Genomic DNA, 24175 nt, shown 5'->3' with positions numbered 1-24175 from the left:
TAGATCGTCACAGCGCGCACAGGACCAGCTCGACGAGGGCGTCGACGTCGGACTCGGCCATCGGCTCGCCGGTCATGCCCATCCGGTGGAGCAGGGTGCCGGTGACGACGTCGATGAAGAACAGGACCCGTTGCGAGGGTTCGTGCAACGCCTCCTGGAGCGCCAGCCGGTAGGGCTCCTGGAACTGCGAAGACAGGATCTCGCGCAGGGCCGGGTCGTTGATCGCGTCGGTGAACACGCCCGCGAAGGCCCCGCCGACGCCGGGTTCGCTGATCTTCGCGGCACCCCAGCGGATGGCCGACGTCATGATCTCCGCGCGGGTGTCGCCGGCCAGTGGCGGCGCACCGAACGCGTCCAGGAGGCAGGCGGCGATCAGCGCGCCCTTCGACGGCCAGCGGCGGTAGATCGTGGTCTTCGCGACCCCGGCCGCGGCGGCGATCCGGTCCACGGTCGCGTGCGTGTAGCCGAGCTCGTCGATCGTGCGCAGCGTCGCCGCAAAGACCGTGGCGTCGACGCTGGAACGGGGACGGCCCGGCGGCCGGGCGGTGAAGGCCATGGTCACACGATACCGAATTATGCTACCGTCGGTATCGATACTGGCAGTATCGAAACCTGAGGAGGAGCCATGACCACGCTCGCGATCCGGTTGCTCAGCGCCGTGCGCAAGGAGCCCGACTGGCTGGCGATGCCGGCCGAGGCGCTGGACGCCTTCCGCGACGCGGAGAACCGGCGGCGGTCCTCGCCGCTGATGCGGGTCGTCACCGGGTTCCCCGACCGCGGCACCACGATCGAATGGCAGGACCTGAGCCCGACCCTTCGGGTCCGGGTCTACCGCCCTTCGCCGGCCCGCGTCGAGGCGGCAGCCCTGCCGCTCGTGCTGCACGTGCACGGCGGCGGCTTCGTGGGCACCGCCGTGCAGAGCGACTGGATCAACAGCCACCTGGCCGGGCGCCTCCCCGCGGTGGTCGTCTCGGTCGAGCACCGGCTCGTCGCGTCCGGGGTGCCGATGTCCGCCGCGGTCGACGACGGCTGGCAAGCCCTGAGCCGGATCGTGCGCGACGCCGCGCCGTGGGGCATCGATCCGGCCCGGGTCGCGGTGTTCGGCGAGAGTGCCGGCTCGATCGTCACCGCTCTGGCCGCGCTCCGGGCACGGGAGTCCAATCTGGACCTGCGGGCCCAGGTGCTGGTCAACCCGTGCGTCGACCTGACCGCCACGGCCCTGGACTATCCGTCGATGACCGCGCACGGCGACAGCCCGACGCTGACCGTCGCGCAGATGAAGCTGTTCCGCCGGCTGGCCGCTCCGGAGGGCACCGATCCGCGCGCGCTGTCGCCGCTCTACGCCGACGACCTCAGCGGGCTGGCACCGGCGCTCGTCGTCGTGCCGACGCTCGACCCGTTGGCCGACCAGGGGCACGCCTACGCGGCGCGGCTACGCGCGGCCGGCACACCCGTGCGGCTCACCGAGCACCCGGGCGCGGGCCACGCGTTCCTCAGCATGCCCGGCATGGTGCCCACGCAGGCCAAGGCCGCCCGCGCCGAGATCACGGCGTTTCTGCAGGCCCGTCTTTGACCTCCTCCGGGATGCCCCCCGAGCGGGCCGAGTGCACCGGGGGCGGCACGGCCTGCGGCACGACCCGGTGCGCGGTCAACAACACGGCGCCGACGACGAGGCTGGCCGTGCCGGCGATGCCGAGCGCGCCGCCGCCGTACGCGGTCAGCAACCGGTTCCGGCTCAAGTCGTCGGTCGGGGTCGTCAGCACCTGGTCGGTCAGCTTCATCGCGATGGCCGCGCCGGCGAGCAGGACGAGCCCGGCCAGGCCGAGCACGGCCACCGCGTACTTGTTGGTCATGCCGTACACGACCGCGCCGTGTGTCCGTTGGGCCACGAGGATGAACAGCCCGGCGATGTTCGCCCACACGCCGACGACGAGGAACGCCGCAGCCACGTCGCTGGGCCGGTGCCAGCCGGCCGACAGCGTGGCGACCCCGACGAGCGCGGCCGCCGCGGCGCCGATCACGGCGACCACGCCGCGCACCCGCGCCGGCAGCACCAGCACGAGCGCGACGACGACGGCCGCGGCCACCGTGGCGTGCCCGCTCGGCAGGCTGTTGCCGGCCGCCGCCCGCTCGACGTCGACCCCGAGCTGCGGGCGCTCGATAAGTCTCTTGAGCACCTGCGTGGTCACGGTCGCGCCGGCGATGAGCACGATCGCGCCGAGGGCGACCGCGGCCCGCCGCCGGATCAGGGCGATGAACCCGATCGTGGCGGTCGCGCCGACCAGCGACACCACCGACACGGTGTTCAACGCCGCGTCGACGATGCCCTCGATCCGGTTCTGGCCGATCCAGTTGCCCGCCAACGCCACGGTGTCGAGCAGCTGCCCGTGCCGCGAGCGCACGAAGAATCGCCAGACGGCTACCAGGCAGGCGCCCTCGGCGGTCGCCAACACCAGGAACCAGAGGCCAAGACCGATCGGCCACCTACGCATGCGGAGCAACCTAGCGGACGCACCCCCGGGTTCACGCGATCACGGGGGTACGGCGCATCGGGTCGCCGAGCAGCTCGTGCAGATCGACCTCGGTCAGACGCAGAAGCTCAGCCCCGAATACGCACAGCGACAGCTCCCACGGGTGGCCGAACGTGCCGAACCGGAAGTCCTCGGCGAGGTAGATGAAGTAGTCGCCATCGGGATACGGCGACAGCGGCCAACCCGGGCTGGCGGGCGGATCGACGGTGTCCGGGCCGATGCGACTCGGCCAGACGCGGTAGCAGGGATGCTGCCAATCCAGGGCCAGGACAGACCCGCTCCCGGCCAGAGTCGCCAACGCCTCATGCACGACCTCGGCCAGCCGATCCACGGCGCTGTCGTCGACGCTCGCCAGTGACCACGTCACCGACGGCGCCGGCTCCTTGATCGCTGGAAACTCACGCACGCGGGGTCGGAACGCGAACTCCGCGTAGAACCGATCCCACACGGCCGCCTCGTCGGCCCGCAGTTCGTCGTACGCCCTAGCCGCCACCGGCGCAGGCTAGCCGACCGCCGCCTGCGGGTCAGCCGACTTTCGAGTGGTGACGGGAGCGGAGGAACTGGATCGCGATCGGGAGCAGGGAGATCGCGACGATGGCCACGAGGATCAGTTCGACGTTGTTGTGCACGAAGGCGATCTGGCCCAGGAAGTAGCCCGCGATGGTCACGCCGCAGCCCCAGAGGACGCCGCCGAGGATGTTGAACCAGACGAACGTCCGGTAGGGCATCCGGCTCGCGCCCGCGACGATCGGTGTGAAGGTCCGGACCACCGGGACGAACCGGGCCAGCACGATCGAGCGGCCGCCGTGCCGGCGGAAGAAGTCCTCCGCGCGCACGAGGTTCTCGCGCTTGAAGAAGCGCGAGTCGGGGCGGCTGAATATCCGCGGACCGACGCGCTTGCCGAACAGGTAGCCCACCTGGTCGCCGGCCACCGCCGCGATGGAGATCAGCAGGCAGGCGAGCCAGAGCGGCACGTGCACGTAACGGCCGTCGGCGATCAACAGGCCGACCGTGAACAGCAGCGAGTCGCCCGGCAGGAAGAAGCCGATCAGCAGGCCGGACTCGGCGAACACGACCGCCAGGACACCGGCGATGCCGAGTGTCGAGATCAACGACTGCGGGTCGACGACGTTCACGATCCGCCCACCGCCAGGCGACCGCGCAGCAGCCGCGCGGCGAACGCGACGACCCCGACCGCGATCACCGCGATCAGCAGGCTGGCCAGCACGTCGGCCGGGTAGTGCACGCCGACCCAGACGCGGGCGAACCCGACGAGCACGGCGCCGGCCAGCAGCACGAGCCCCCAGGACCGGTCCAGGAACCAGCCGACCGCCAGAGCCAGGGTGAACGCCGCGGTGGCGTGGTCGCTCGGCAACGACGTGCCCGGGGCGTGCGCGAGCAACTGGTGCACGTGGTGCGACTGGAACGGCCGTTGCTCGATGCCGAACGCGCCCACCAGGGACCCGAGCAGGAACGCCACCGCCAGCGTCGCGGCGACCTCCGCGAGCTGCCGATACTGTCGGCGCCGGAGCGCCAGCGCGGCTCTGGCGGCGGCGACCACGAACAGCACCACGATCAGCCAGACGGCGGCGAGTTCGAAGGGGTCGTCGACGGCGTCGACCCGGCCGGCGAGCCCGTTGATCGCCTGGAAGATCGCGTAGTTCACCCTTCCAAACTCCTACAAGTTGTAGGTGCTGTCAAACCGACGCGCGACGTAGACCACGTCCGTCGCGATCGCGGCGTGCGGCACCCGGTCGGACACCGCGTCCAGCACCTGGGCCAGCGGGCGGGACCATCCACGGGAGTACGTGCCCGCAGGTGCCAGCGCGAAACCGAACCGGTCCACGATCGCGAAGCCGTGCCGCCCGAGCAGGTCGGCCACCTCGCCGTGCGACAGTTCGGCGAACCACCGCTGCCCGCGATGCCGCCGCCGGCCCACCGCCCGCAACGAGCCACGCGGGCCGTGGTTCTCGACCAGCAGATAGCCGGAGGACGGGTCGGGCAGCGCAAGCGCGGCGAACGACAGGGCCGCCACTCTGGCCTCCGCAGGCGCGTTGAGCAGGAAGCGAAACGCCGTCACCAGCACCGGCGCGCCGGCCCGGACCGGCTCCGCCGGCACGCCTTCCTCGATCAGGTGCAACGCCGCGCCGGGCAGGCGGCGCCGGGCCCGGGCCAGCATCGTCGCCGAGGTGTCGTAGCCGTGCGCGCCGGCCACCAGCCCCTCGAACATCGCCAGCGTGCGCCCGGAGCCGCAGGCGAAGTCGTGCTGCACCGGCCGGCTGCCCGGCGGGAACGCCTCACCGACCCACCGCCGCAGGCGGGCCCGCTGCCGCCGGTCGACCTCGGCCGCCCAACCCCCCGCCGCGAACACCTCCTCGTCGTAGCGGGCCGCCGCGGCGGCGTCGCGGAACACACTCGCGTAGTCACTCATGATTTACACCCTTTCGACGACTTCCTCCTACAACGTGTAGGTGCTAGGTTCGTAACGAAAGGAACGGAGGTGGGCGGATGGCGGTGACGCCGAGTGCCGGGCGCCGGCCGCACGGCGCGCTCGAGGCCGAGGTGCTGGCCACGCTGGCCGCGGCCGGCGAGCCGATGAGCGCCGCCGACGTGCAGCGGGCGCTGCCGCACGACCTCGCCTACAACACGGTCCAGACGATCCTCATCCGGCTCCTGGAGAAAGACGCCGTGCAGCGCCGGCCGCTCGGTCGCGGCCACGTCTACTGGCCGCGCCACGCCGAAGCCGCCGAGGCGGCCCGCCGGATGCGCGCGACCCTCGCCGGCCGTCCCGACCGTGCCGTGGTGCTCCAGCAGTTCGCCGAGGGCCTCGACGACGCCGACGCCGAGGTGCTGCGCGCCCTGCTGAAAGAGACGCCGTGACCTTCGCCGTCTACCTGCCCGCGCTGCTGTCCGTGCTGCTCGTCGCGGTCTCGAAAGCGGCCGCCCGGCACACCTCCCCCGCCGCGGTCACCCGCGGCCTCACCCTGGCCGCCGTCGGCGCCGCCACCGCGTACGCCGCGTGCCTGAGCTTTCTGGCCCTGACCCTGCTCGACGACCTGCCGCCGCTGGCCGCCTTCGACCATCTGCCCGGCCTGCCGAAGCCCGTGCCGGGGCCGGTCGCGCTGGTGGCCGCCGCCCTGCTCGGCTGGGGCGCCTGGCGGCTGTTCCGGGACGTGCGCACGCGCCGCGACACCCACCGCGAGCTGCGGTCGGCCGGCTCACCCGGCGCGGCCGGGCTGGTCGTCGCCGACTGGGAGGCGCCGCACGCGGTCGCGGTGCCCGGCAACCCGGGCCACATCCTGATCACCACCGGGCTGCTGCGCACCCTCGACGGCCGCGAACGCCAGGTGGTGCTCGCCCACGAGCACGCGCACCTCCGGCACCGCCACCACCGGCTGACCGCGCTGGCGGCGGCGGCCGCGGCGGTCAACCCCCTGCTCGTCCCGCTGCGGGACGCGGTTGCCCACCACGCCGAGCGGTGGGCCGACGAGGAGGCCGCCCGGCAGGTCGGCGACCGCGGCCTCGTCGCCCGGTGCGTCGCCAAGGCCGCGCTGGCGACCAGGCCTCAGCTCGCCCTCGGCGGTGCGAGCGTGATCGGTCGGGTCAGCGCCCTGCGGCGGCCTGCGCCGCACGGCCGCTGGACCCGCCTCGCCGGCCCGGCCGCCATCGTGGTCGCCATCGCCGCCGTCACCGCGACCGCCGCGTTCGAGTTCGTCGCCGTCGCGACCGCCTGGCTACACCTCGCCTGACGCGAGCACCGCCGCCCCGCGCACGCGCACCCGGACCACCGAGCCCGGCTGCGGCAGCAGGTGGGTCGGCCAGCGGGCGGTCACCTGGACCGGCCCGCATTTGGCGCGGACGACGCCGAAGCCACCGTGCAACTCGACGTCGGTGACCTCGGCCTCGGTGCCGTCCTCGGCCGGCTCGATCTGCTCGGGCCGGACGTGCGCGAGCCCGCTGCCGACCGCATGCTCCCGCAGCGCCACCGGCCCCAGCGGCGTGGCCGCGGTCGCGCCGGCGAAGGTGGCCGGCAGGTCGACGATTTCGCCGACGAAGCCGGCGACGTCGAGGTCGACCGGGTGCAGGTAGACGTCCCGCGCCGTGCCCTCCTGCCGGACCACACCGTCGCGCAGCACCGCCACCCGGTCGGCCAGCGACATCGCCTCGCTCTGGTCGTGGGTGACGAGCAACGCGGTGGTACGGGTTGCCCGCAGCGTCGCCGCGACCGCCCGGCGGGTGCTGGACCGCAGCTCCGCGTCGAGCGCCGAGAACGGCTCGTCGAGCAGCAGGATGTCCGGCTCCGGCGCGAGCGCCCGGGCCAGCGCGACCCGCTGCTGCTCGCCGCCGGAGAGCGAGTGCGGCAACCGGCCCGCGTACGACGGGTCGAGGCCGACCAGCTCCAGCAGCTCCTCGACCCGGTGCCGGCGCCTGCGGGCCCGCCAGGGCAGGCCGAACGTGACGTTGCCGGCCACGGTCAGGTGCGGGAACAGGTTGCCGTCCTGGGTGACGTACCCGATCCGGCGCCGCTCCGACGGCATGCCGGTCACGTCCCGGTCGCCGACGCGCACCTCGCCGGCGTCGGCCCGCCCGAAACCGGCGATGATCCGCAGCAGCGTCGTCTTCCCCGAGCCGGACCGGCCGAGCAGCGCGGTCAACCCACCCGCCGGCACCTCGAGGTCGATGCCGGTGAGCACCGGGACGGCGCCGAACGCCTTGCTCAACCCGGACACCCGCAACCGGTCGCTCATGCCCGCGCCTCCCGGGTCAACAGATAGGCCATCGGTGCCGAGACGAGGATCATCAGCAGCGCGTACGGAGCCGCCGCGCCGTAGTGGATCGCCGTCGACTCGCTCCAGAACTGCGTGGCCAGCGTGCGGGTGCCGGTCGGCGCCAGCAGGAGGGTCGAGGTCAGCTCGGTGACCACGGCGAGGAACACGAGCGCCGCGCCGGCCCCCGCGCCCCTGGCCACCAGCGGGACCGTGACCCGCAGCAGGATGCCGCCCGGGCCGACGCCGAGCGTGCGGCCCACCTCGTCGAGCTCCGGCGGGCTCTGCGCCAGCGCGGACCGCAGCCCGACCAGCGCGAGCGGGAGGAAGAGCGTGACGTAGGCGACGACCAGCATCGTCGTCGACTGGTAGAGGGCCGGCACGTAGCGGATCCCGACGGTGATGAGGGCGAGCGCGACGACGATGCCGGGCAGGGCGTGGCCGATGTACGTGCCGCGCTCGACGAGCCGGCTCGCCCAGCCCGGGCGGCGCACGACGAGCCACGCGACCGGCAGGGCGGCGGCCGTCGTGGCCGCGGCGCCGACGAGGCCCAGGACGACCGTGCTGGCGGTGGCCCGCGCGAGCTCGGCGGCCGGGAACGCGGTCGACGTGCTCACCACCAGCCAGTAGCCGATGCGGCCGAGCGGGACGCCGAGCGCCGCGACCGCGAGCAGCAGCAGCGCGGCGGCCGCGAGGAGGCGACCTCGGCCGAGCCGGTGCGGCACCGGGCGCCGGCGGCTGCCCGAGCCGACCCGGGCCAGCCGGGCGCGGCCGGCCAGGCGCAGCTCCGCGACCAGCAGGACGAGGCAGAGCAGCACGAGGACGCTCGCGAGCGCCGTGGCCCCCGTACCCCCGAAATAGGCCTGGTACTGGTCGTAGATGGCCGTGGTGAACGTGTCGAACCGCAGCGACTGGATGGCGCCGAACTCGGCCAGCAGGTGCAAACCGACCAGCAGCCCGCCGCCCAGCGCCGCCGGTCGCAGCCGGGGCAGGGTGATCCGGGCGAAGGCCCGCCACGGCCCGCAACCGAGCGACCGGGCCGCTTCGTCGAACGCGGGGTCGGTGTCCCGCAGCGCCGCGGCCGCCGGCAGGTAGACCAGCGGATAGTACGACAGCGTGGTGACGAGGAAGGCCGCGCCGAAGCCGGCGAACCGGGGGCTCAGCGACGACCACCCGAAGCTGTTGACGAACGCGGGGATCGCCAGCGGCGCCGCGTTCAGCACCGTCCACAATGGGCGCAACGGCAGGTCGGTGCGCTCGACCAGCCAGGCGGCGCCCACGCCGATGACGAGGCAGGCGGCGGTGACCGCGACCACGAGCGACACGGTGTTGACGAGCAGCTCGCCGACCCGCGGCCGCCAGACGAGGTCGACGAAGCCCCCGCCGGCCGTGGCGAGCCCGGATCCCACGTACCACAGTGGAATGACGGACAACCCGGCGACGGCGAGGGCGACGGCCGCGCGCAGCGGCGGGAGCCGGAGACCGGCCCCCGCCACACCGCGTTCGGTCACAGCAGTCCGACCCGTTGCATCTCCTCAACGATCTTCGGGCCGTTGAGCGTGTTGAGGTCGACGGTCGGCGCGCCCAGCTCGGCGAGCGGCTTGAGCGCCGGGTTGGCCGCGACGCCGTTGCCGACCGTGTATTCCAGCGCCTTGCTGTCGGCGAGCATCTTCTGGCCCTCGGCGCCGGTCATGTAGGCCAGCAGCTGCTGCGCCTCCGCCTGGTGCCTGCTCGACTTCAGCACGCCGCCGCCGGAGACGCTGACGAACGCGCCCGGGTCCTGGTTGCCGAGGAACGCGAGCTTCGTCTTGGCGCTGTTGGCACCGCCGTCGGCCTGGTCGCCGTACCAGTAGTAGTGGTAGATGACGCCACCCGGCACCTCACCGGAGTTGGCCGCCTTCATGATCGTGCTGTTGCCGCGGTAGATCTTCGCGTTGTCCTTGACGCCCTGCAGCCACGCGGCACCTTCCGCGTCACCCTTCAGCGCGTACACGGCGCTGACGATCGCCTGGAAGTCGGCCCCGCTCGGCGAGATGCCGAACCGGCCCTTCCACTCGGGCTTGGCCAGGTCGAGGATCGACGTCGGCAGCTGCGCCTCGGTCACCTGGTCGGTGTTGTAGACGAACACGGTGGCCCGGGCGGCGACGCCGACCCAGTCGCCCTTGCTCGACGCGTACTGCGCGGGCACCTGGCCCTTGGTCGCGGCGTCGACCGGCGAGAAGAGGTCCTTGCTCGAGACGAGCGACATCGCCGGCGAGTTCTCGGTGATGAAGACGTCCGCCGGCGAGGCGGCACCCTCGGCGACGATCTGGTTGGCCAGCTCGAAGTCGCTGCCGTTGCGGACCTCGACCTTGATGCCGGTCGTGGCGGTGAAGCCGTCGGCCCAGGCCTGACCGACCTCCTCGTGCTGCGCGTTGTAAAGCACGAGCGTAGGGTCGCCGGCGGAGTCGGAGCTGGCATCGGAGCCGCAGGCGGCGAGAGCGGCCGCGGCGGTGAACGCGACGGTGACAGCGAGTAGGCGGCGCACGGCGGAGATACTCCCCTTGGTCATCGGTGGTCGGTCAAGGGAAGGTTAGGCTTTGCTAACTGGTAGCGGACTCCCTAAATTTAGGGGGTGCGCACAGCCTCCCTCGTCACCTCGGTGCTGCTCATCGACGACCACCGGGTGTTCACCGACTCGCTGGCGCTGAGCCTCGACCTCGAACCCGACGTCCGTTGCGTCGCGACCGCGCGGACCGGCAGCGACGGCCTGGCCAGGGCCGCGGCCGTCGAGGCCGACGTCGCGCTGGTCGACCTGCAGCTTCCCGACACCGACGGCATCGACGTGGTGCGGCAGCTGCGCGCCCTGCGGCCCGCGACGAAGGTGATCGTGCTGACCGCGCATCCGCGGGCCGATCTGGCCGACCGGGCGGTCGCCGCCGGCGCGGCCGGGTTCCTGTCGAAGGACACCGGCCTGCGCCGCATCCTGACCGCGATCCGCACGGCTTCCGTCGACCGGCCCCTCGTCGATCCTGTGCACCAGCCCGACGTGGCGCTGACCCACCGCGAGTTCGACGTGCTGCGCCAGCTCGCACAGGGCCACGACGCCGCCCGCTGCGCGACCGCGCTGGGGCTCTCGCTGCACACCACCCGCGACCACATCAAGGCGGTGCTCGGCAAGCTCGACGCGCACACCCAGCTCGAAGCGGTCGTCACCGCCGGGCGGCTCGGCCTGATCACGCTCGGCTCGCGGTACTGAGCGTGCGCCGCGTCGTCGCCCGCCACCTGGCCGCCGCCGCGGCGCTCGGGGTGGTGTTCAGCGCGCTGGTCACGCTCGGCGTGTGGCGATACGCCGCCGCGGACGCCCGCCACACCGCGGAGCGGGTCGGGCGTCAGGTCGCGGCGGCCGTGCTCGCGCCGATGTCGGCCCACGACATCGCCGACCCGGGCGCGATGTTCGGCTACCTCGACCCGTTCCTGCGGTCCGGCACGGTACAGCGGGCGAAGCTGTTCACGGTCCGCGACGGCCAGGCGACGGTGGTCTACTCCGACGAACCCCGCGACGAGCGCCTGGTCGAAGGCTTGAGCCCGGCGCTGCGACCCGGTGACATGCGTGTCCAGGCGGTGCCGGTCAACGCGGTGCACCAGCGCGAGAACAGCCTCCGGGGCACGCGCATGGAGGTGTTCTTCGGGTTCGACGACTCCCTCGGGCGCCCGGCGGCGTTGGAGCTGTACGTGCCGGTCGACGTCGCCGGCACCACCGCGCGGGGCGTCGCCGTCCTGCTGCCCGTCGCGATCGGCGGCTTCGCGGTCGTGGCGCTGCTCATGCTGCCGGGCTCGGTCTTCGCCGCGCGCCGGTCCGCGCTGCGGCACGGTCACGCGGCCGCCGAGTTGACCCGCCGCGACCTGGCCAGGCGCCTGCACGACCAGGTCATCCCCGACCTCGCCGCCGCGGGCCTGCTCCTCGAACGCGCCGACGGCTCCACACTGGTGCGCCGCGCCCACCGGCTCGTCACCACCGACGTGGCCAGGTTGCGCGGGCTGCTCACCGACCTGTTGCCGGAGACCGCGGTGCGCGATCCCGCGGTCGCTCTCCGCCAGGCGGTCGAGCGCGCCGACACCGGGTCGGCGCCGCCGGTCGAGGTGCGCGTCGACCCGGGGCTCTCGGTCGCGCCGCCGACGGTCCTGGCTCTGCAGCAGATCGCCACCGAACTGCTGCGCAACGCGTTCCGCCACGCCGCGGCCAGCCAGATCGTGGTCGCGCTCGCGCCGGCGGGCCGGGGTGCGGTGGCGCTGTCCGTCACCGACGACGGGACGGGCTTCGACCCGGGCGCGGCGGTGCCGGCGGGCCATGTGGGGCTGCGCCTCGTCGGCCGCCTCGTCGCCGATCTGCACGGACGCCTGGATATCGCCACCCGGCCTGGCGGCGGCACAATGGTCGGCGTGGTGATCCCGTCCCGGCCTCGGCGTTGACGTGTTCCTCGGCGTCGACGGTGGCGGCACCAAGACCGCGTTCTGCCTGTTGCGGCCCGACGGCTCGGTGGCGGCCGAGGCCACGACCGCGAGCAGCTACTACTTCGGTGCCGGCATCGACCTGGTGACCCAGGTCCTCGTCGACGGCGTCGGCACCGTCTGCGCGACGGCCGGGATCACACCGGGCGACATCGCGTACGCGTTCGTCGGCATCCCGACGTACGGCGAGGTCAGCGACGACGTCCCGACCCTCGACGCGGCGCCGCGTCCGGTGCTAGGCCACGACCGCTACCGGGTCGACAACGACATGGTCTGTGCGTGGGCCGGCTCGCTGGGCGCGGTGGACGGCATCAACGTCATCAGCGGAACCGGCTCGATGGCGTACGGCGAACGCGCCGGCCACGGCCTGCGGGTCGGCGGCTGGAGCGAACTGTTCGGCGACGAGGGCTCGGCGCACTGGATCGCCGTGCGCGGCTTGCGGCTGTTCTCGCGCATGAGCGACGGCCGGGCGCCGGCGGGCCCGCTGCTGGAGGTGCTGCGCCAACACCTGTCGCTGTCCGCGGACCTGGATCTGATCGACGTGGTGCTCAACCGATGGCAGGGTGACCGCGGCCGCGTGGCCGCGCTGTGCCCGGTCGTCGTCCGCGCGGCGGACGCGGGCGACGAGGCCGCCGCCGGAATCCTCACCGAGGCAGCGCGGGAGCTGGCGGTGTTGGTGGACACGACCCGCCGCCGCCTCGGCTTCGACGCGTCCGAGCGGGTCCCGGTCTCGTACTCCGGCGGCACGTTCAACGCCGCGCGGGTACGCGACGCCTTCCGCGCCCACCTCCAGAACGGTTACGACGTCCGCGAGCCGCGCCACCCACCGTCGGTCGGCGCGGCCCTCTACGCGGCGAAACTGGCCGGGACGATCATTCGGTCGGCAGCACGCTGAAATCGGTGACGAAGCTGGTGATGCGCCCGTCCGCGGTGCGACCGACGTAGGTCGCGTAGGCGCCGTCACCCCAACCGGAACCGACGACGTACACGTTCGCGCCGGTGTCCTCGTCGGCGACCACGACGATGACGGCCTCGACCGGATCGTCCGGAATCTGCGCGGGGATGAGCGCGTCCTCGACCCGTTCGTAGTCCCACTGCGCGAGCGCCTCGACCGCGACCCGGTCGGCCAGGGTGCCGGTGCCCGCGTCGACCCCGTAGCCGAAGAACTCGTCGTCGCCGAGCGTGGCCGGGTCCTGCTCGGGCAGCAACGCCATGCTCCACGACGCCGCGGGCTCGTCGAGAACGACGAGTTGAAGAGCGGCCATCCGCCGCTGCCATTCGGCGTCGTCCTTGTGCAACACCGCGACCCAGGCCCGCATCGGGTATTTCCCGGGCTCCACCGTGTCGACGAACGGCGTGGTGTGCGGCACGAGCGGATCGCACCCCACGATCTCGCCGCTCGGCAACACCACCGACCCAAGCTCATGCGGCTCGACAACGAAGGTGACCCCGTCGCTCTCGACGCTGAACCCAGGGGTCAACAACAAACCAAGATCCGGCACGTACGGCATGGCGCGTAGCGTATCCGCGCTACGCGCGACGGCTCATCGGTTCGCCCATGACGGCAGGGGTTCGCGGGCCTTGAGCCATTCCGGAGGTAGGCCGCGTACGCCGGGGCGGTCGCCGATGCCGGTGTACGCGGACACGATCCCGCCGACGATCGCGGCGGTCGTGTCGACGTCGCCGCCCGCCTGTACACAGGCCGTGATGGCCGTCGGGTAGTCGTCCAGATAGGTTGCGGCGGTCCAAAGAGCGAAGGGCACCGTGTCCTGCGCCGTGACGCGGGAGCCGTTGCCCAGCTCGTAGGCCGCCTCCTCGACCGAGTGCCCGATCAGCCGGACCGCCCGTGCCATGCCGCGTTGGACCGCGCCTTCGACCAGGTACGGGCTCAGCCGGTCCAGTAGCGTCCCGGCAGGTGGACGGGCACCGTCCAACCGGGACGCCGCTGCGTGGGAGGCGGCGACGGCGACCAGGACCGCGCCCGCTACGCCTTCCGGGTGCGCGTGGGTGACCTCGGCCGACGCGATGGCCTCCGACGCCGCGAGGTTCGGTCGGTCCGGGTGGTAGGCGCCCAGCGGCGGCACCCGCATCGCGGCGCCGTTGCCCCACGAACCCTGACCGCCGAACGCCTCGGCGGCCGCCTGCCGCCACGGCACGCCGTCCCTGATCTCGTGGAGGATCACGACCGCGCCGCCGCCGTAGCCTCGGTACGGCTCGCAGCGGTCGGCGAAGACCGCGGCCAGGCGGTCCTGGTCGATCCGGCCGTGGTCGCGCAACTCCCCCGCCACCGAGCAGGCCATGTGCGTGTCGTCCGTCCACTCCCACGGCGCGGCGGGTGGGCGGCCGGCGACCAGGTCGGCCAGCGACCGGCCGACCATGAAGAACTGCGCGCCCAGCGCGTCGCCTACCGACAGGCCGTCGAGGCTGTCATAGGCCAGGCCGAGCCGGGTCGGCTCGTACACGACGGACGTCATCGGCGTCGATCATGCCAGGTCAGTCAATCTTGCCGATCGGTTCGCGCTTCTCCGCCTGGAAGGCGTCCTCTGTGCGGCCGCGGGCCCAGTAGCCCGAGATGGAGATCGACTCGCGGGGGACGCCGCGGGTGCGGAGGACCGCGCGGATCGCTTTCACCGACTCGCGTTCGCCGTGGGCGAAGACGTGCACCCCGCCGCCGTCCGGCCACGGGCCGGCGTCGAGCGCGCGGGCCAGGAAACCGGTGTCGTCCGGGGACGGGTTGACCAGCCAGTTGACCGTCACCTGCTCCGGGCACTTCAGGTCGACGATCTCGGCCTCGTCGCCGATCTCCAGGTGCGCCACGCCGCGGGCGTCGCCGCGCATGGACTCCAGCGCCGCGGCGATCGCGGGCAGTGCCGACAGGTCGCCGACCAGCACGTGCCAGCCGACCGCCGGGTCCGGCGCGTAGGCGCCGCCCGGGCCGGACAGCACCAGGCGGTCGCCGGGCACCGCCTTCATCGCCCACGGTGCGGCCACGCCGGTGTCGCCGTGTGTCACGAAGTCGATCGCGAGCCGGCCCGCGGACCGGTCGACCCACCGGACCGTGTACGTGCGCACCACCGGCAGCTGTTCCCGCGGCAGCGTCGCCCGCAGCGCGGCCAGGTCGTACGGCGGCTCCAGCCCGAGCGCGGGATCGACGAAGACCAGCTTCACGTACGCGTCGGTGTGCCCGTTGTCAGCGAAGTCGGCCAGCGACGGACTCGTCGCGACGACCCGCACCAGGTGCGGGGTGAGCCGTTCGGTCGACTCGACCGTCAGCACGTACTGCGCACGTGTTCCCATGGGAGCTTAGGCTACCCTCACGGCCGGCGATCGTCGGTGGCCAGGCTGGCCGTCAGGTCCGCGCGGGTGGTGACGCCCAGCTTCGCGTACACGTGCGTGAGATGGGTTTCGACCGTCCGGCGCGTGACGTAGAGGCGTTGGGCGATCTCCGGATTGCTGCAGCCCTGCGCCGCGAGTGTCGCGACCCGGTGCTCGGCGGAGGTGAGCGCGGCCGAGCCGGTGACCGCCGCGCGGCGGGGGCGTGCGCCGGCCGCCGTCAGCTCGTGCCGGGCGCGCCGCGCGAGCAGCCGCATGCCGCCTCGGTCGGCCAGTGCCAGCGCCTGGCGGAGTGGCGCGCGGGCGGCGACGCGCTGGTTGCCCCGGCGCAGGGCGGCACCGAGGTCGACCAGCACCCGCGTGTGCTCCAGGCGCTCCGTGCTGCCGTCCAGCAGCGCTGCCGCCTGTTGGAGGTGTTCGACGGGTGCGGCCCCTGTCCGCGCGAGCGCGCGCAGGCCGGCCGCCCGCGCCCCGGGCAGGCGGACGCGGTCGGCCAGTTCGAGGTGCTCCTGCGCCAGCCGGCGGGCCGCGGCCCGGTCACCCAGCGCGACCAGGGCCTCGGCGGCGTCGACCCGCCAAGCGGCCAGGCCCGGGTGCGCCGCGCCGAATGCCCGCCAGAGGTCGCCCGCGGCGCACAGGTCGGCGTGGGCGGCGCCCGGCTGGTGCCGGGCCAGCGAGAGCCTTCCCCGGGCTTCCAGCAGATGCGCGGTGGCCAGGAGGCCGGGCGGCAGGTCGCCGTCGGCGCCGATCGTCCGCAGCACGCGCTGGGCCTCGTCCAGCTCGTCCAACTGGGTCAGCGCCTCGACGAACGGCAACGCTGTCCACATGAGAATCGGCAGCGGCGAGATCGGGAGCTTGAACTCGTAGGCGAACCGCGCGTCCGCCTCCGCGTCGCGGATCCGGCCGGCCCGGATGTCGGCGAGCGCGCGCAGGAAGCTGCCGTGGGTGAGCGCGACCAGCCAGCCCTGTGGCCGCGCCACCTCGATCAGGGCGGTGCACTGGGCCCGCGCCGTGTCGAGGTCACCGCTGTCGATGAGGACGAACTTGGCCAGGGTGCCCACCACCGTGCCGTCGATCGCTCCACTGTCGAGCGCGGGCGCGAGCCGGGCCAACGTCTCCGTGGCGGGCACGCCGTCGAACAGGGACGCGCACGCCGTGACCACCTGCCAGGCGGGGTCGTCGTGCGGCGCCGCGGGCTGCCGCAGGCGCTGCCGCGCCGCATCCACGGTGGACGCGTCGAGCCAGCTGTTCGCGATCAGCTCCGCTTCCAGCTGGACGCGGCGGTCGGGCGCGATGCCGGCCGCCCGGTCGAGACCGACCCGGCACAGTTGGGCCGCCTCGACGAACCGCCCGACGAGGCCCAGCGCGCGAGCCCCGGACAGGGCGATCCGCGAACGTTGCTCGGCCGTCGTCGCCAGCTCGACCGCGGTGGCGAGCAGCGCGGGCGCGTCGGGCCGCACCTGAGCGGCCAGCGAGAGGGCCAGCTCGCTGCGGACCTCGGCCTCGTCCGCGCGGGTCGGCGGAGGCTCCGCCAACGCGCGCTGTAGGAAGACCACCGCGCTCTGCGGCGCGCCGCGGACCGCGGCCCGGGCGGCCGCCTCGCGAAGCGTGTCGACGGTGGCGGCGTCCCGCACCGGCTGCGTGTGCAGCAGGTGGAGCGCCACGGTCTCCGGGTCGGCCCGCTCGGCGTGGAGCAGCCGCGCGGTGCGGGCGTGCCAGCGGCTCAGCTCACCCGCCGGCAACTGGGCGTGCAGGGCCGCGGCGACCAGCGGATGCACCAGGAACCACCGGTCACCGTCGCGGTCGAGCAGGCCCGCGGCGCACAGGCGGTCGGCCAGCCCGATGACCTCGTCAGCGCTCAACTCGGCGAGTTCGCCGGCGTGCCGCAACGGCGCGTCGCGACCGAGCACCGCGAACGCGCGAGCGAGCGCGGCCGCGCCCGCCGGCAGCCGCGCCAACAACCGCCCGACGCTGCGGGCGACCTGTTCCGGGCCGAAGGTGCGCAACGTGGCGGCGACCGCGTCGGTCGGCTCGACCCGCTCGGCGACGATGTGGTTGATCAGCGCGCCGAGCAGGAACGGGTTGCCGGCGGTGGCCGCGTGGCAGGCGGTGGCGAAGGCCGGCTCGGCGGCCGGCAGCCGCGCGGACACCACCGTGGCCACGGCGTCGGACCCCAACGGCCCCGGGCGCACGGGCGGCTCCGGAGCCGTCGCGAGCAGCTCGTCGAGCAGATCGGCGTCGCTGGGTGGCTCGCCGGATCGCACCGCGCACAGCACCGCGAGCGGCAGGTCCGCGAGCTGCCGGCCGAGCCCGGCGAGCCAGCGCAGCGACGGCGGGTCCGCCCAGTGCACGTCGTCGACGACCATCAGGGTCGGCCGTTGCTCGGCGACGCCGGCGGCGAGCCAGGTCAGGCCGTGCGTGGCGGCGTGCATGGCGTCACCGCCGCGCACCGGCTCCGCCTCGTCGGCGTCGAGCGCCCGGCGGGCGAGGGCGGCCGCGCCGACCGCGAGCCTGTCCCACTCGGCGCCGCGGAGCGCCGCGAACACCTGCCGGGCGACGCCCCAGCCGGCGTCCTGCTCCAGTGGGCTGCCGGCGGCGCGCAGGGTCCGCATCCCGGCGCGTGCGGCCGCCGCCGCGGTGGCCGCCAGCAGGCTCGACTTGCCGATGCCGGCCGGACCGTCGACGACGATCAACCGTCCGGCGCCGGACCGCACCTCGGTGAGCTGCCGCCACAGCGACGCCAGCTCGGCGTCGCGTTGCAGCAGACCCATAGACACACGCCAACGGTACGGGCCGGGCGCCACCCGTAATTGTCGTGGTGGCCTCCACGATTCGCGCTCGGCGGCGGCGGACCAGCATCGAGACACATCCACCTACGAGGAGACGGACATGAATCTCAACTCTGTGCGCCGGACGCTGGCGGCCGCAGCGGCCGCCGTCCTGTGCGGCACGATCGCCCTGTCGGCCGGGCCGGCGTCGGCCAACGTGCTGGTGCAGGTGCCGCCCGGGTGCGGCAGCTACTCCGGCACCTGGGTCCCGCGAGTGCAGCTTGACGACCACAGCGGCGACGCATCCCCGCTTGGCAGCCTCGTTGGGGCGCCCCACATCATCAACGGCGGGTTCGGGCTGATCGTGGTCGGCACGCGGTTCTCCGATCACATCCAGGGCAGCGGGGTGGCGGACATCATCTGTGGTCTCCGCGGGAACGACTGGATTCACAGCGGCAGCGGCAACGACGAGATCTTCGGCGGGCTCGACGTCGACAGCCTCTGGGGCGAGGCCGGCGACGACACGCTGTACGGCGCCGAGGGCGACGACTGGATGTGGGGCGACAACCCGGCCAACTCCAACGGCACCAACGACGGCCCCGACACGTTCTACGGTGGCGCGGACGACGACACGATGTTCGGCGGGCAAGGCCGCTCGAACGGCGACGGCGACGATTTCCACGGCGGATCGGACGGGTTCGACACCGCCGACGGGGAGACCGGCGACGACGATTGCGAGAACATCGACGACATCGTCTGGTGCTGACGGACCTCCGCCGCGGTCGGCACGGCCGGCCGCGGCGGGGTGCTGGGTACCGTTGGGGCATGGATCGACCGGAGGTCCGGGACCTCGTCTACTTCGTCGCGGTGGCGGAGCACCGGCATTTCGGCAAGGCCGCCGCACAGCTGGGCATGGCGCAACCTCCGTTGTCCCGCGCGATCAGCCGGCTCGAGCGCCGCATGGGTGTCCCGCTGCTCACGCGCACCAGCCGCCGGGTCGACCTGACCGCCGCCGGCGAGGTGTTCCTGCGGGAGAGCCGCAGGCTGCTCGCCGGGCTCGACAGCGCGGTGCGCCGCACCCAGCAGGCGGCCCGGCCGCGGCGGCTGGTGGTCGCCGCGCCGACCGGCACCGGCGCGGGCCTGCTCGCCGAGATGCTGGACGCCTACCGGAGCGGCCCGGAGCCCGTGCCCGTCGACGTGCACTTCACCGGCGACACCGGCGGCGCCGTGCGGGACGGCACCGCCGACGCGGCGCTGATGTGCAGCAGCGACGACCTCGACGGGCTGGAGACGGTCGACCTCGTTGACGAGACCCCGATCGCGCTCCTCCCCGCCGGGCACCCGCTCGCCGCACGCGACACCCTGACGATGGCCGACCTGGAGCGCGACGAGCACTTCCAGGCGCAGCCGCCCGAGGTCGGCCTCGACGAGCTGCTCGACCGGATCGCGCTCGGCGAGCTCGTGGTCCTGTCGGGTGCCAGCGCGGCCGGCCGGCTCGGCTCGTCCGTCGTCGCCGTCCCGGTGCTCGGGGTGCCGGCCAAGCAGATCGTCATGGCCTGGCCGCGGGCCACGCCGTCGGCGGCCCGCGACCGGCTCGTGCGCGCCGCGGTCGCGACGGTCAGATCTGGTTGACGCCGCCGTCCACGTGCAGCTCGATGCCGGTGATGAAGCTGCTCTGGTCGGAGGCGAGGAACAGGGCCGCGTTGGCCTGTTCCGCGACGTCGGCGACCCGGCCCAGCGGCACACCCGCGGCCACCATCGCGAAGAACTCCTCCGTGCTGAGACCGGCCGGCGTGTTGCCCCGGACCATCGACGTGTCGGTCGCGTGCGGCGCGAGCGCGTTGACCCGGATGCCGCGGTTCTTGAGCTCGTTGGCCCAGCTGCGGGCCAGCGAGCGCACGCCGGCCTTGGCGGCCGCGTAGAGACCGACGCCGGCCGCACCCCGACCGGCGGTGGTGGACGACGACAGGATGACCGACGCGTGGTCGTTGAGCAGCGGCAGCGCCTTCTGCACGGTGAACAGGGCGCTGTGCAGGTTGAGGCGGGTCGCGCGCTCGTAGTCCTCTTCGGTCACCAGCGACAGCGGACCCATGGGCGCGGCGCCGACGTTGGCGTACAGGACGTCGACCCGGCGCCCGTCGGCACCGATGGTGGCGAAGAGCCGGTCCAGGTCGGCCAGGTCCGTCGCGTCCCCCTGCACTCCGGTGGCGCGGGCCGCGCCGATGCCGGCCACCGCGGCGTCGAGCTCCGTCTTACGCCGGCCGGTGAGATAGACGTACGCACCTTCGTCGGCGAAGCGCGCCGCACTGGCGTACCCGATGCCCTCGCTGGCACCCGTGACCACCGCGACCTTGCCGTCGAGCTGACCCATTCCCGATCTCCCCTGACTCGCTGTCGTGGCCGGCGGTTCCGTTGACCGCCGGCCACCCCAGTGCATCGCGCGGGAGCTGCGCAAACAATGATCAATCCGGTACGGACCAATACCTCAGGGGTATCGAATTCAGTTGACCGCCCGCAGGTCCAGCACGACGAGTTGCTCGTCCGTCGCGCTCAGGGGAATCACCTCGGGCTCGTAGTCGGATGAGTCGCCGTTCGGGCGGTACCGGGCAGGGGCGTCAGAGCCGCGAGGCAACCTGATCCCGGCCGCCCAGCCGGTGGTGCGGTCCCACACCACCCTCACCCGCCCGTTCGCCACATCCAGGTAGCCGACCGCGAGGCGGCCGCCGGCGGCCTGCGCCAGGTCACCGCTGTGTGGCAGGACGACCGGATCGCTGCCGTCGAGTGACTGCAGCGCGACCGCGCCGCCGGAGCCCTTGCCGGCGCACCAGGTGGGCCCGCAGAACACATACTGGAGGCTGGGTGCCGCCTTCCACGGCCGCCGTTCCCCGGTCACGACGTTTCGCAGCTCACCCGCTGTCCTCGGATCGGTGCCGGTGCCCCGGTGCTGGTTCTTGATCCACGGCCCGATGTTCGTCAGGTCGAAGCCCTGGCTGCCCGGCACGAGCTTGGCCGGACCGCCGTCCAACGACACCGTGTGTACGGAGTTCGGCGGCGTCTCCGCGTTACCTGGCCCCTGCTGGTCCCAGATGATCGCGTTGCCCGCCACGCTGAACCGGGGTGCCACTCCGTCGGGAAGGTCCGCGAGGTGCCGCGCGGGACCACCGTCGAGTGGCGCCGCCCAGATCTCCCGGCCGGAGCGGTTGTTCCGGCTGCCTTCGAGGAACCAGACGGCCTGCCCGTTGACCTCCCGGGCCATCAGGAGCCCGAGCCCTGGCACGAACCCGTCGCTCACCGTCGGCGTGCCGAGCTCGGTGACCGTCCCGGCCCGCGTGTCGAAGACCGAAGGGGCCGTGTCGCCCTTCCAGAGGCCGCCCGTCACCAGGTATCGGCCATCCCCGAGCACGGCCGCCACCGCGTACTGGGATCCGTCGGGAAGCCGCCCCGGCAGCTTGTGCACGGCGTCCGGCCAGAGCTGCTCCGGCTCCGGCAGGTTGGCGAAGTCGGGGATCCGGTCCGGCGCGAAGCCGTACACGACCGCGGGGTCGGGCTTCGGCGCGGGCGAGGGCCCGGCCACCTGAGTGGCGGTCACCCCGGACACGGCCGCGACCACGACCGCGCAGGCCGAGGCGAGCGTCGCCCGGCGACGCCGACGCCGACGTTGGCGTGCGCGAACCGCGGCGACCGGGTCGGCACCGCCCAGCACCGGCGCCGCGTCCGCCGCGCGGGCGAGCGTACTCGTGAGACGTTCTTCGAGATCGCTGTTCATCCTTGCCTCCCCGACGTCGTCTGCTTGCTCGGTGTGCAGTGCGCGCGCAGTTTCTCCAGGGCGCGCGAGGCCTGGCTGCGCACGGTGACGCGAGAAATGCCCAGCAGCGTGGCGATCTCGTCGTCCGTGCGGTGCTCGTAGTAGCGCAGCACCACGACCGCGCGTTGTCGCCGCGGCAGGCGGGCCAGGGCCGGCCACAGCTCGGATGCCGAGTCGATCCGGTCGAACGCCCGGTCCCCGGCCGGCTGGTCCGGCACCTCGGACATCAGGCGTTCCCGCCGCAACCGGCGCCACCAACTGATGTGCAGCCGCACCATCGCGGTGCGGACGTACGCCTCGGGGTTGTCCCGGTTGACCACGCGCGGCCAGGCCGACCCCAGCCGCGCCAACGCCTCCTGCGCCAGGTCCGCCGCGTCGTGCGGGTTGCCGGTCAACACGTACCCGTATCGCACGAGGGACGTCCATCGTGCACGGACGAAGTCCTCGAACTCCGCTGCGGCACCCTCCATGGCCACCTCCACGTACTCCGGACGCCCGAGCGGCCCGAACTGTTGCATGGCGTCTTGACAATCGGATCCGGGCCGCCGTTGGCTGTGTGCGTAGCGTCGTCCGCAACCCGGTCTCGGCTGAGCTGGCAAGGAGCGTCATGATGCAGAAGGTCCAAGGCGTGGTCGCTCGCAAGAAGGGCGCGCCGGTCGAGATCGTTACGATCAACGTCCCGGATCCGGGGCCGGGTGAGGCGGTCGTGACGGTGCGGTCCTGCGGGGTGTGCCACACGGACCTGCACTACCGCGAGGGCGGCATCAACGACGACTTCCCCTTCCTGCTCGGCCACGAGGCGGCCGGCATCGTCGAGTCCGTCGGGTCCGACGTCCGCGGCCTCGCGCCCGGTGACTTCGTGGTGCTGAACTGGCGCGCGGTGTGCGGTCAGTGCCGCGCCTGCACGCGGGGCGACCTGCACTACTGCTTCGCCACCCACAACGCGAAGCAGAAGATGACCCTGGAGGACGGGACCGAGCTGTCACCGGCCCTCGGCATCGGCGCGCTGGCCGAGAAGACCCTGGTGGCCGCCGGGCAGTGCACCAAGGTCGACCCGCAGGCCCGGCCCGCGGCGGTCGGCCTGCTCGGCTGCGGCGTGATGGCCGGGATCGGCGCCGCGATCCACACCGGCGGCATCACCCGGGGCAGGAGCATCGCCGTGATCGGCTGCGGCGGCGTCGGCGTGGCCGCGATCGCCGGCGCGGCACTGGCCGGGGCGAGCCCGATCATCGCGGTCGACATCGACGCGAAGAAGCTGACGACGGCACGGCAACTCGGCGCCACCCACACGGTCGACTCCTCGCAGGCCGACCCGGTCGCGGAGATCAAGCGGATCTGCGCGGAGACCTACCCGGGCGCCGACGGCGCCGACGTCGTCGTCGAGGCGGTCGGCCGTCCGGAGACGTGGCAGCAGGCGTTCTACGCCCGCGACCTGGCCGGCACGCTGGTCCTCGTCGGGGTGCCCACCCCGGACATGAAGGTGCCGGACCTGCCGCTGATCGACGTCTTCGGCCGCGGCGGAGCACTGAAGTCGAGCTGGTACGGCGACTGCCTGCCGAGCCGTGATTTCCCGATGCTGGTCGACCTCTACCGACAGGGCCGGCTGGACCTCGACGCGTTCGTGACGGAGGAGATCGCCCTGACCGACGTCGAAGCGGCCTTCGACACGATGCGCGAGGGCAACGCCCTCCGCTCGGTGGTCATCTTCTGACCTCCTCGCCGCCGCGGCGGGCGAGGTGGACGATGACGTCGGCCACGATCTCGACCGTTTCCGGCAGCACCCGGCGGATCCGGCCGTATACCTGCTCCTGATCCGCGGGCGGCAGTTCGAGGTAGGCCGAGACGGTCGACAGGTAGCCAACGTAGTCGTCGGCGGTCACTGTCAAACGCTGCGGGATCACGGACTGCCGCACGTCGGTGAACCACTCGGAGCGTTGGAGCTGCGTACCCGGCCATTGCATGTCATGGTCCGGGGGTGTGCCGTCCGGAGACGGGATGTCGTCGGTCTCCAGGAACGGCGACCGGGCCGCGCGGACAGCGTGCTCCACGGCGGGGTCGGCCGGGGCGATCGGGCCGCCGCACGAGGCGAACACGCCGCCCGGCTCCAGCAGCGACGCCATCCGCGGCCAGCGACCGTCCGGGTCCGTCCAATGTAGGGCTGCTGCCGCATAGACCAGGCCGTAGCGCGCGCCGCCGGGTCGCAGGTCCTCGAACGCGGCTCGGACGGTCGTGACGTTCGCCGGCACGTGCCTACGAAGCTCGGCGAGCATGGCACTGTCGGGATCGGTCGCGGTGATCGCGATCCCGTGTCCAGCGAACAGGCGGGTCGCCTTGCCGGTCCCGGCACCGATCTCGAGGGCGGTCCGCACCGGCCGGCCCGCGTAGGCCAGCACCAGGTCGAAGAGTTCCACCGGATAGCCGGGCCGGAACCGTTCATAGGCTTCCGCCACCGCCCCGAAGCTGCGCGCACGAGCAGACATG

At 73.3% G+C, this 24175-nt stretch carries 26 protein-coding genes; 9 read left to right on the top strand and 17 right to left on the bottom strand.

Annotated elements, in window-relative coordinates; all coding sequences use genetic code 11:
* Window positions 1-7: 7 nt before the first annotated feature.
* Window positions 8-556, bottom strand: coding sequence for a TetR/AcrR family transcriptional regulator (locus Air01nite_RS12500; protein WP_203702181.1), 549 nt, complete (start codon window positions 554-556; stop codon window positions 8-10).
* A gap of 69 nt (window positions 557-625) precedes the next feature.
* On the opposite strand from Air01nite_RS12500, the gene Air01nite_RS12495 reads away from it, so the two are divergent.
* The gene (locus tag Air01nite_RS12495) at window positions 626-1573 is read left to right on the top strand and encodes an alpha/beta hydrolase (RefSeq protein WP_203702180.1); all 948 of its coding nucleotides are present in this window, start codon (window positions 626-628) and stop codon (window positions 1571-1573) included.
* Here the strand turns inward: Air01nite_RS12495 and Air01nite_RS12490 are convergent.
* The 5 genes from Air01nite_RS12490 to Air01nite_RS12470 are packed head-to-tail and all read right to left on the bottom strand — an operon-like array spanning window position 1545 to window position 4962.
* Window positions 1545-2492, bottom strand: a complete 948-nt coding sequence (locus tag Air01nite_RS12490; RefSeq protein WP_203702179.1) for a phosphatase PAP2 family protein — start codon at window positions 2490-2492, stop codon at window positions 1545-1547. The two genes, Air01nite_RS12495 and Air01nite_RS12490, sit on opposite strands and share 29 nt — an antisense overlap.
* 31 nt (window positions 2493-2523) lie before the next feature.
* A complete protein-coding gene (locus Air01nite_RS12485; RefSeq protein ID WP_203702178.1) occupies window positions 2524-3024 on the bottom strand; it encodes a DUF2716 domain-containing protein in 501 nt (166 codons plus the stop codon).
* Between the two features lie 31 nt (window positions 3025-3055).
* Complete coding sequence (locus tag Air01nite_RS12480; protein WP_239090665.1) at window positions 3056-3667, bottom strand: DedA family protein; 612 nt, start codon at window positions 3665-3667, stop codon at window positions 3056-3058.
* The gene (locus tag Air01nite_RS12475; RefSeq protein ID WP_203702177.1) at window positions 3664-4197 is read right to left on the bottom strand and encodes a phosphatase PAP2 family protein; all 534 of its coding nucleotides are present in this window, start codon (window positions 4195-4197) and stop codon (window positions 3664-3666) included. The genes Air01nite_RS12480 and Air01nite_RS12475 overlap by 4 nt, the downstream gene beginning before the upstream one ends.
* Before the next feature lie 12 nt (window positions 4198-4209).
* Window positions 4210-4962: a class I SAM-dependent methyltransferase gene (locus tag Air01nite_RS12470; protein ID WP_239090664.1), complete on the bottom strand. Its 753-nt coding sequence runs from the start codon at window positions 4960-4962 to the stop codon at window positions 4210-4212.
* Window positions 4963-5039: 77 nt separating this feature from the next.
* Here Air01nite_RS12470 and Air01nite_RS12465 point away from each other — a divergent pair, with 77 nt between their 5' ends.
* Both Air01nite_RS12465 and Air01nite_RS12460 read left to right on the top strand, forming a co-directional pair.
* On the top strand, window positions 5040-5411 hold the full coding sequence (locus Air01nite_RS12465) for a BlaI/MecI/CopY family transcriptional regulator (protein WP_203702176.1): 372 nt from the start codon (window positions 5040-5042) through the stop codon (window positions 5409-5411).
* A complete protein-coding gene (locus Air01nite_RS12460) occupies window positions 5408-6280 on the top strand; it encodes a M48 family metalloprotease (RefSeq protein ID WP_203702175.1) in 873 nt (290 codons plus the stop codon). The genes Air01nite_RS12465 and Air01nite_RS12460 overlap by 4 nt, the downstream gene beginning before the upstream one ends.
* On the opposite strand, the gene Air01nite_RS12455 is transcribed toward Air01nite_RS12460, so the two are convergent.
* The 3 genes from Air01nite_RS12455 to Air01nite_RS12445 are packed head-to-tail and all read right to left on the bottom strand — an operon-like array spanning window position 6266 to window position 9848.
* Window positions 6266-7279, bottom strand: coding sequence for an ABC transporter ATP-binding protein (locus tag Air01nite_RS12455; protein ID WP_203702174.1), 1014 nt, complete (start codon window positions 7277-7279; stop codon window positions 6266-6268). The two genes, Air01nite_RS12460 and Air01nite_RS12455, sit on opposite strands and share 15 nt — an antisense overlap.
* Window positions 7276-8808, bottom strand: a complete 1533-nt coding sequence (locus Air01nite_RS12450; RefSeq protein ID WP_203702173.1) for an ABC transporter permease — start codon at window positions 8806-8808, stop codon at window positions 7276-7278. Before Air01nite_RS12450 ends, Air01nite_RS12455 begins: the two co-directional genes overlap by 4 nt.
* Complete coding sequence (locus Air01nite_RS12445; protein WP_203702172.1) at window positions 8805-9848, bottom strand: iron ABC transporter substrate-binding protein; 1044 nt, start codon at window positions 9846-9848, stop codon at window positions 8805-8807. The genes Air01nite_RS12450 and Air01nite_RS12445 overlap by 4 nt, the downstream gene beginning before the upstream one ends.
* A gap of 63 nt (window positions 9849-9911) precedes the next feature.
* On the opposite strand from Air01nite_RS12445, the gene Air01nite_RS12440 reads away from it, so the two are divergent.
* From Air01nite_RS12440 to Air01nite_RS12430, 3 genes are read left to right on the top strand one after another with little or no spacing between them, the layout of a single operon-like run.
* Complete coding sequence (locus Air01nite_RS12440; RefSeq protein ID WP_203702171.1) at window positions 9912-10535, top strand: response regulator transcription factor; 624 nt, start codon at window positions 9912-9914, stop codon at window positions 10533-10535.
* 2 nt (window positions 10536-10537) lie between these two features.
* Window positions 10538-11749, top strand: coding sequence for a sensor histidine kinase (locus tag Air01nite_RS12435; protein WP_203702170.1), 1212 nt, complete (start codon window positions 10538-10540; stop codon window positions 11747-11749).
* 1 nt (window position 11750) lies between these two features.
* Window positions 11751-12683 carry an N-acetylglucosamine kinase gene (locus Air01nite_RS12430; protein ID WP_203702169.1) on the top strand — a complete coding sequence of 311 codons (933 nt, stop codon included), beginning with the start codon at window positions 11751-11753 and terminating at the stop codon, window positions 12681-12683.
* Here Air01nite_RS12430 and Air01nite_RS12425 read toward each other — a convergent pair.
* From Air01nite_RS12425 to Air01nite_RS12410, 4 genes are read right to left on the bottom strand one after another with little or no spacing between them, the layout of a single operon-like run.
* A complete protein-coding gene (locus Air01nite_RS12425) occupies window positions 12661-13299 on the bottom strand; it encodes a DUF4241 domain-containing protein (protein WP_203702168.1) in 639 nt (212 codons plus the stop codon). The genes Air01nite_RS12430 and Air01nite_RS12425 overlap by 23 nt on opposite strands.
* A gap of 33 nt (window positions 13300-13332) precedes the next feature.
* The gene (locus Air01nite_RS12420; RefSeq protein ID WP_203702167.1) at window positions 13333-14262 is read right to left on the bottom strand and encodes an ADP-ribosylglycohydrolase family protein; all 930 of its coding nucleotides are present in this window, start codon (window positions 14260-14262) and stop codon (window positions 13333-13335) included.
* A 19-nt stretch (window positions 14263-14281) separates the two neighbouring features.
* Window positions 14282-15085: a siderophore-interacting protein gene (locus tag Air01nite_RS12415; protein ID WP_203702166.1), complete on the bottom strand. Its 804-nt coding sequence runs from the start codon at window positions 15083-15085 to the stop codon at window positions 14282-14284.
* 17 nt (window positions 15086-15102) lie between these two features.
* Window positions 15103-17892, bottom strand: a complete 2790-nt coding sequence (locus Air01nite_RS12410; protein ID WP_203702165.1) for an ATP-binding protein — start codon at window positions 17890-17892, stop codon at window positions 15103-15105.
* Between the two features lie 118 nt (window positions 17893-18010).
* Between Air01nite_RS12410 and Air01nite_RS12405 the strand changes: the two genes are divergently transcribed.
* Window positions 18011-18655 (top strand): calcium-binding protein, encoded by a 645-nt coding sequence (locus tag Air01nite_RS12405; protein WP_203702164.1) that lies wholly within the window; start codon window positions 18011-18013, stop codon window positions 18653-18655.
* A gap of 59 nt (window positions 18656-18714) precedes the next feature.
* Window positions 18715-19521: a LysR family transcriptional regulator gene (locus Air01nite_RS12400; RefSeq protein ID WP_203702163.1), complete on the top strand. Its 807-nt coding sequence runs from the start codon at window positions 18715-18717 to the stop codon at window positions 19519-19521.
* Here the strand turns inward: Air01nite_RS12400 and Air01nite_RS12395 are convergent.
* The 3 genes from Air01nite_RS12395 to Air01nite_RS12385 form a co-directional block, all read right to left on the bottom strand.
* Window positions 19508-20260, bottom strand: a complete 753-nt coding sequence (locus tag Air01nite_RS12395; RefSeq protein WP_203702162.1) for an SDR family NAD(P)-dependent oxidoreductase — start codon at window positions 20258-20260, stop codon at window positions 19508-19510. The genes Air01nite_RS12400 and Air01nite_RS12395 overlap by 14 nt on opposite strands.
* A gap of 129 nt (window positions 20261-20389) precedes the next feature.
* On the bottom strand, window positions 20390-21655 hold the full coding sequence (locus Air01nite_RS12390; protein ID WP_203702161.1) for a hypothetical protein: 1266 nt from the start codon (window positions 21653-21655) through the stop codon (window positions 20390-20392).
* Window positions 21652-22212, bottom strand: coding sequence for a SigE family RNA polymerase sigma factor (locus tag Air01nite_RS12385; protein WP_239090663.1), 561 nt, complete (start codon window positions 22210-22212; stop codon window positions 21652-21654). The genes Air01nite_RS12390 and Air01nite_RS12385 overlap by 4 nt, the downstream gene beginning before the upstream one ends.
* A gap of 89 nt (window positions 22213-22301) precedes the next feature.
* On the opposite strand from Air01nite_RS12385, the gene Air01nite_RS12380 reads away from it, so the two are divergent.
* Window positions 22302-23405, top strand: coding sequence for an S-(hydroxymethyl)mycothiol dehydrogenase (locus Air01nite_RS12380; RefSeq protein WP_203702160.1), 1104 nt, complete (start codon window positions 22302-22304; stop codon window positions 23403-23405).
* Here Air01nite_RS12380 and Air01nite_RS12375 read toward each other — a convergent pair.
* Complete coding sequence (locus Air01nite_RS12375) at window positions 23395-24174, bottom strand: class I SAM-dependent methyltransferase (protein ID WP_203702159.1); 780 nt, start codon at window positions 24172-24174, stop codon at window positions 23395-23397. The two genes, Air01nite_RS12380 and Air01nite_RS12375, sit on opposite strands and share 11 nt — an antisense overlap.
* Window position 24175: the final 1 nt, after the last annotated feature.

This window comes from Asanoa iriomotensis (assembly GCF_016862515.1).
GTDB lineage: Bacteria > Actinomycetota > Actinomycetes > Mycobacteriales > Micromonosporaceae > Asanoa > Asanoa iriomotensis.
This window is presented reverse-complemented; position numbering and strand designations above follow the sequence as displayed.

Coding starts and splice junctions, on each gene's coding strand:
- Air01nite_RS12500 (WP_203702181.1), bottom strand. CDS start 556: ATGGCCTTCACCGCCCGGCCGCCGGGCCGTCCCCGTTCCAGCGTCGAC.
- Air01nite_RS12495 (WP_203702180.1), top strand. CDS start 626: ATGACCACGCTCGCGATCCGGTTGCTCAGCGCCGTGCGCAAGGAGCCC.
- Air01nite_RS12490 (WP_203702179.1), bottom strand. CDS start 2,492: ATGCGTAGGTGGCCGATCGGTCTTGGCCTCTGGTTCCTGGTGTTGGCG.
- Air01nite_RS12470 (WP_239090664.1), bottom strand. CDS start 4,962: ATGAGTGACTACGCGAGTGTGTTCCGCGACGCCGCCGCGGCGGCCCGC.
- Air01nite_RS12465 (WP_203702176.1), top strand. CDS start 5,040: ATGGCGGTGACGCCGAGTGCCGGGCGCCGGCCGCACGGCGCGCTCGAG.
- Air01nite_RS12455 (WP_203702174.1), bottom strand. CDS start 7,279: ATGAGCGACCGGTTGCGGGTGTCCGGGTTGAGCAAGGCGTTCGGCGCC.
- Air01nite_RS12445 (WP_203702172.1), bottom strand. CDS start 9,848: ATGACCAAGGGGAGTATCTCCGCCGTGCGCCGCCTACTCGCTGTCACC.
- Air01nite_RS12425 (WP_203702168.1), bottom strand. CDS start 13,299: ATGCCGTACGTGCCGGATCTTGGTTTGTTGTTGACCCCTGGGTTCAGC.
- Air01nite_RS12420 (WP_203702167.1), bottom strand. CDS start 14,262: ATGACGTCCGTCGTGTACGAGCCGACCCGGCTCGGCCTGGCCTATGAC.
- Air01nite_RS12415 (WP_203702166.1), bottom strand. CDS start 15,085: ATGGGAACACGTGCGCAGTACGTGCTGACGGTCGAGTCGACCGAACGG.
- Air01nite_RS12410 (WP_203702165.1), bottom strand. CDS start 17,892: ATGGGTCTGCTGCAACGCGACGCCGAGCTGGCGTCGCTGTGGCGGCAG.
- Air01nite_RS12405 (WP_203702164.1), top strand. CDS start 18,011: ATGAATCTCAACTCTGTGCGCCGGACGCTGGCGGCCGCAGCGGCCGCC.
- Air01nite_RS12400 (WP_203702163.1), top strand. CDS start 18,715: ATGGATCGACCGGAGGTCCGGGACCTCGTCTACTTCGTCGCGGTGGCG.
- Air01nite_RS12395 (WP_203702162.1), bottom strand. CDS start 20,260: ATGGGTCAGCTCGACGGCAAGGTCGCGGTGGTCACGGGTGCCAGCGAG.
- Air01nite_RS12390 (WP_203702161.1), bottom strand. CDS start 21,655: ATGAACAGCGATCTCGAAGAACGTCTCACGAGTACGCTCGCCCGCGCG.
- Air01nite_RS12385 (WP_239090663.1), bottom strand. CDS start 22,212: ATGCAACAGTTCGGGCCGCTCGGGCGTCCGGAGTACGTGGAGGTGGCC.
- Air01nite_RS12380 (WP_203702160.1), top strand. CDS start 22,302: ATGATGCAGAAGGTCCAAGGCGTGGTCGCTCGCAAGAAGGGCGCGCCG.
- Air01nite_RS12375 (WP_203702159.1), bottom strand. CDS start 24,174: ATGTCTGCTCGTGCGCGCAGCTTCGGGGCGGTGGCGGAAGCCTATGAA.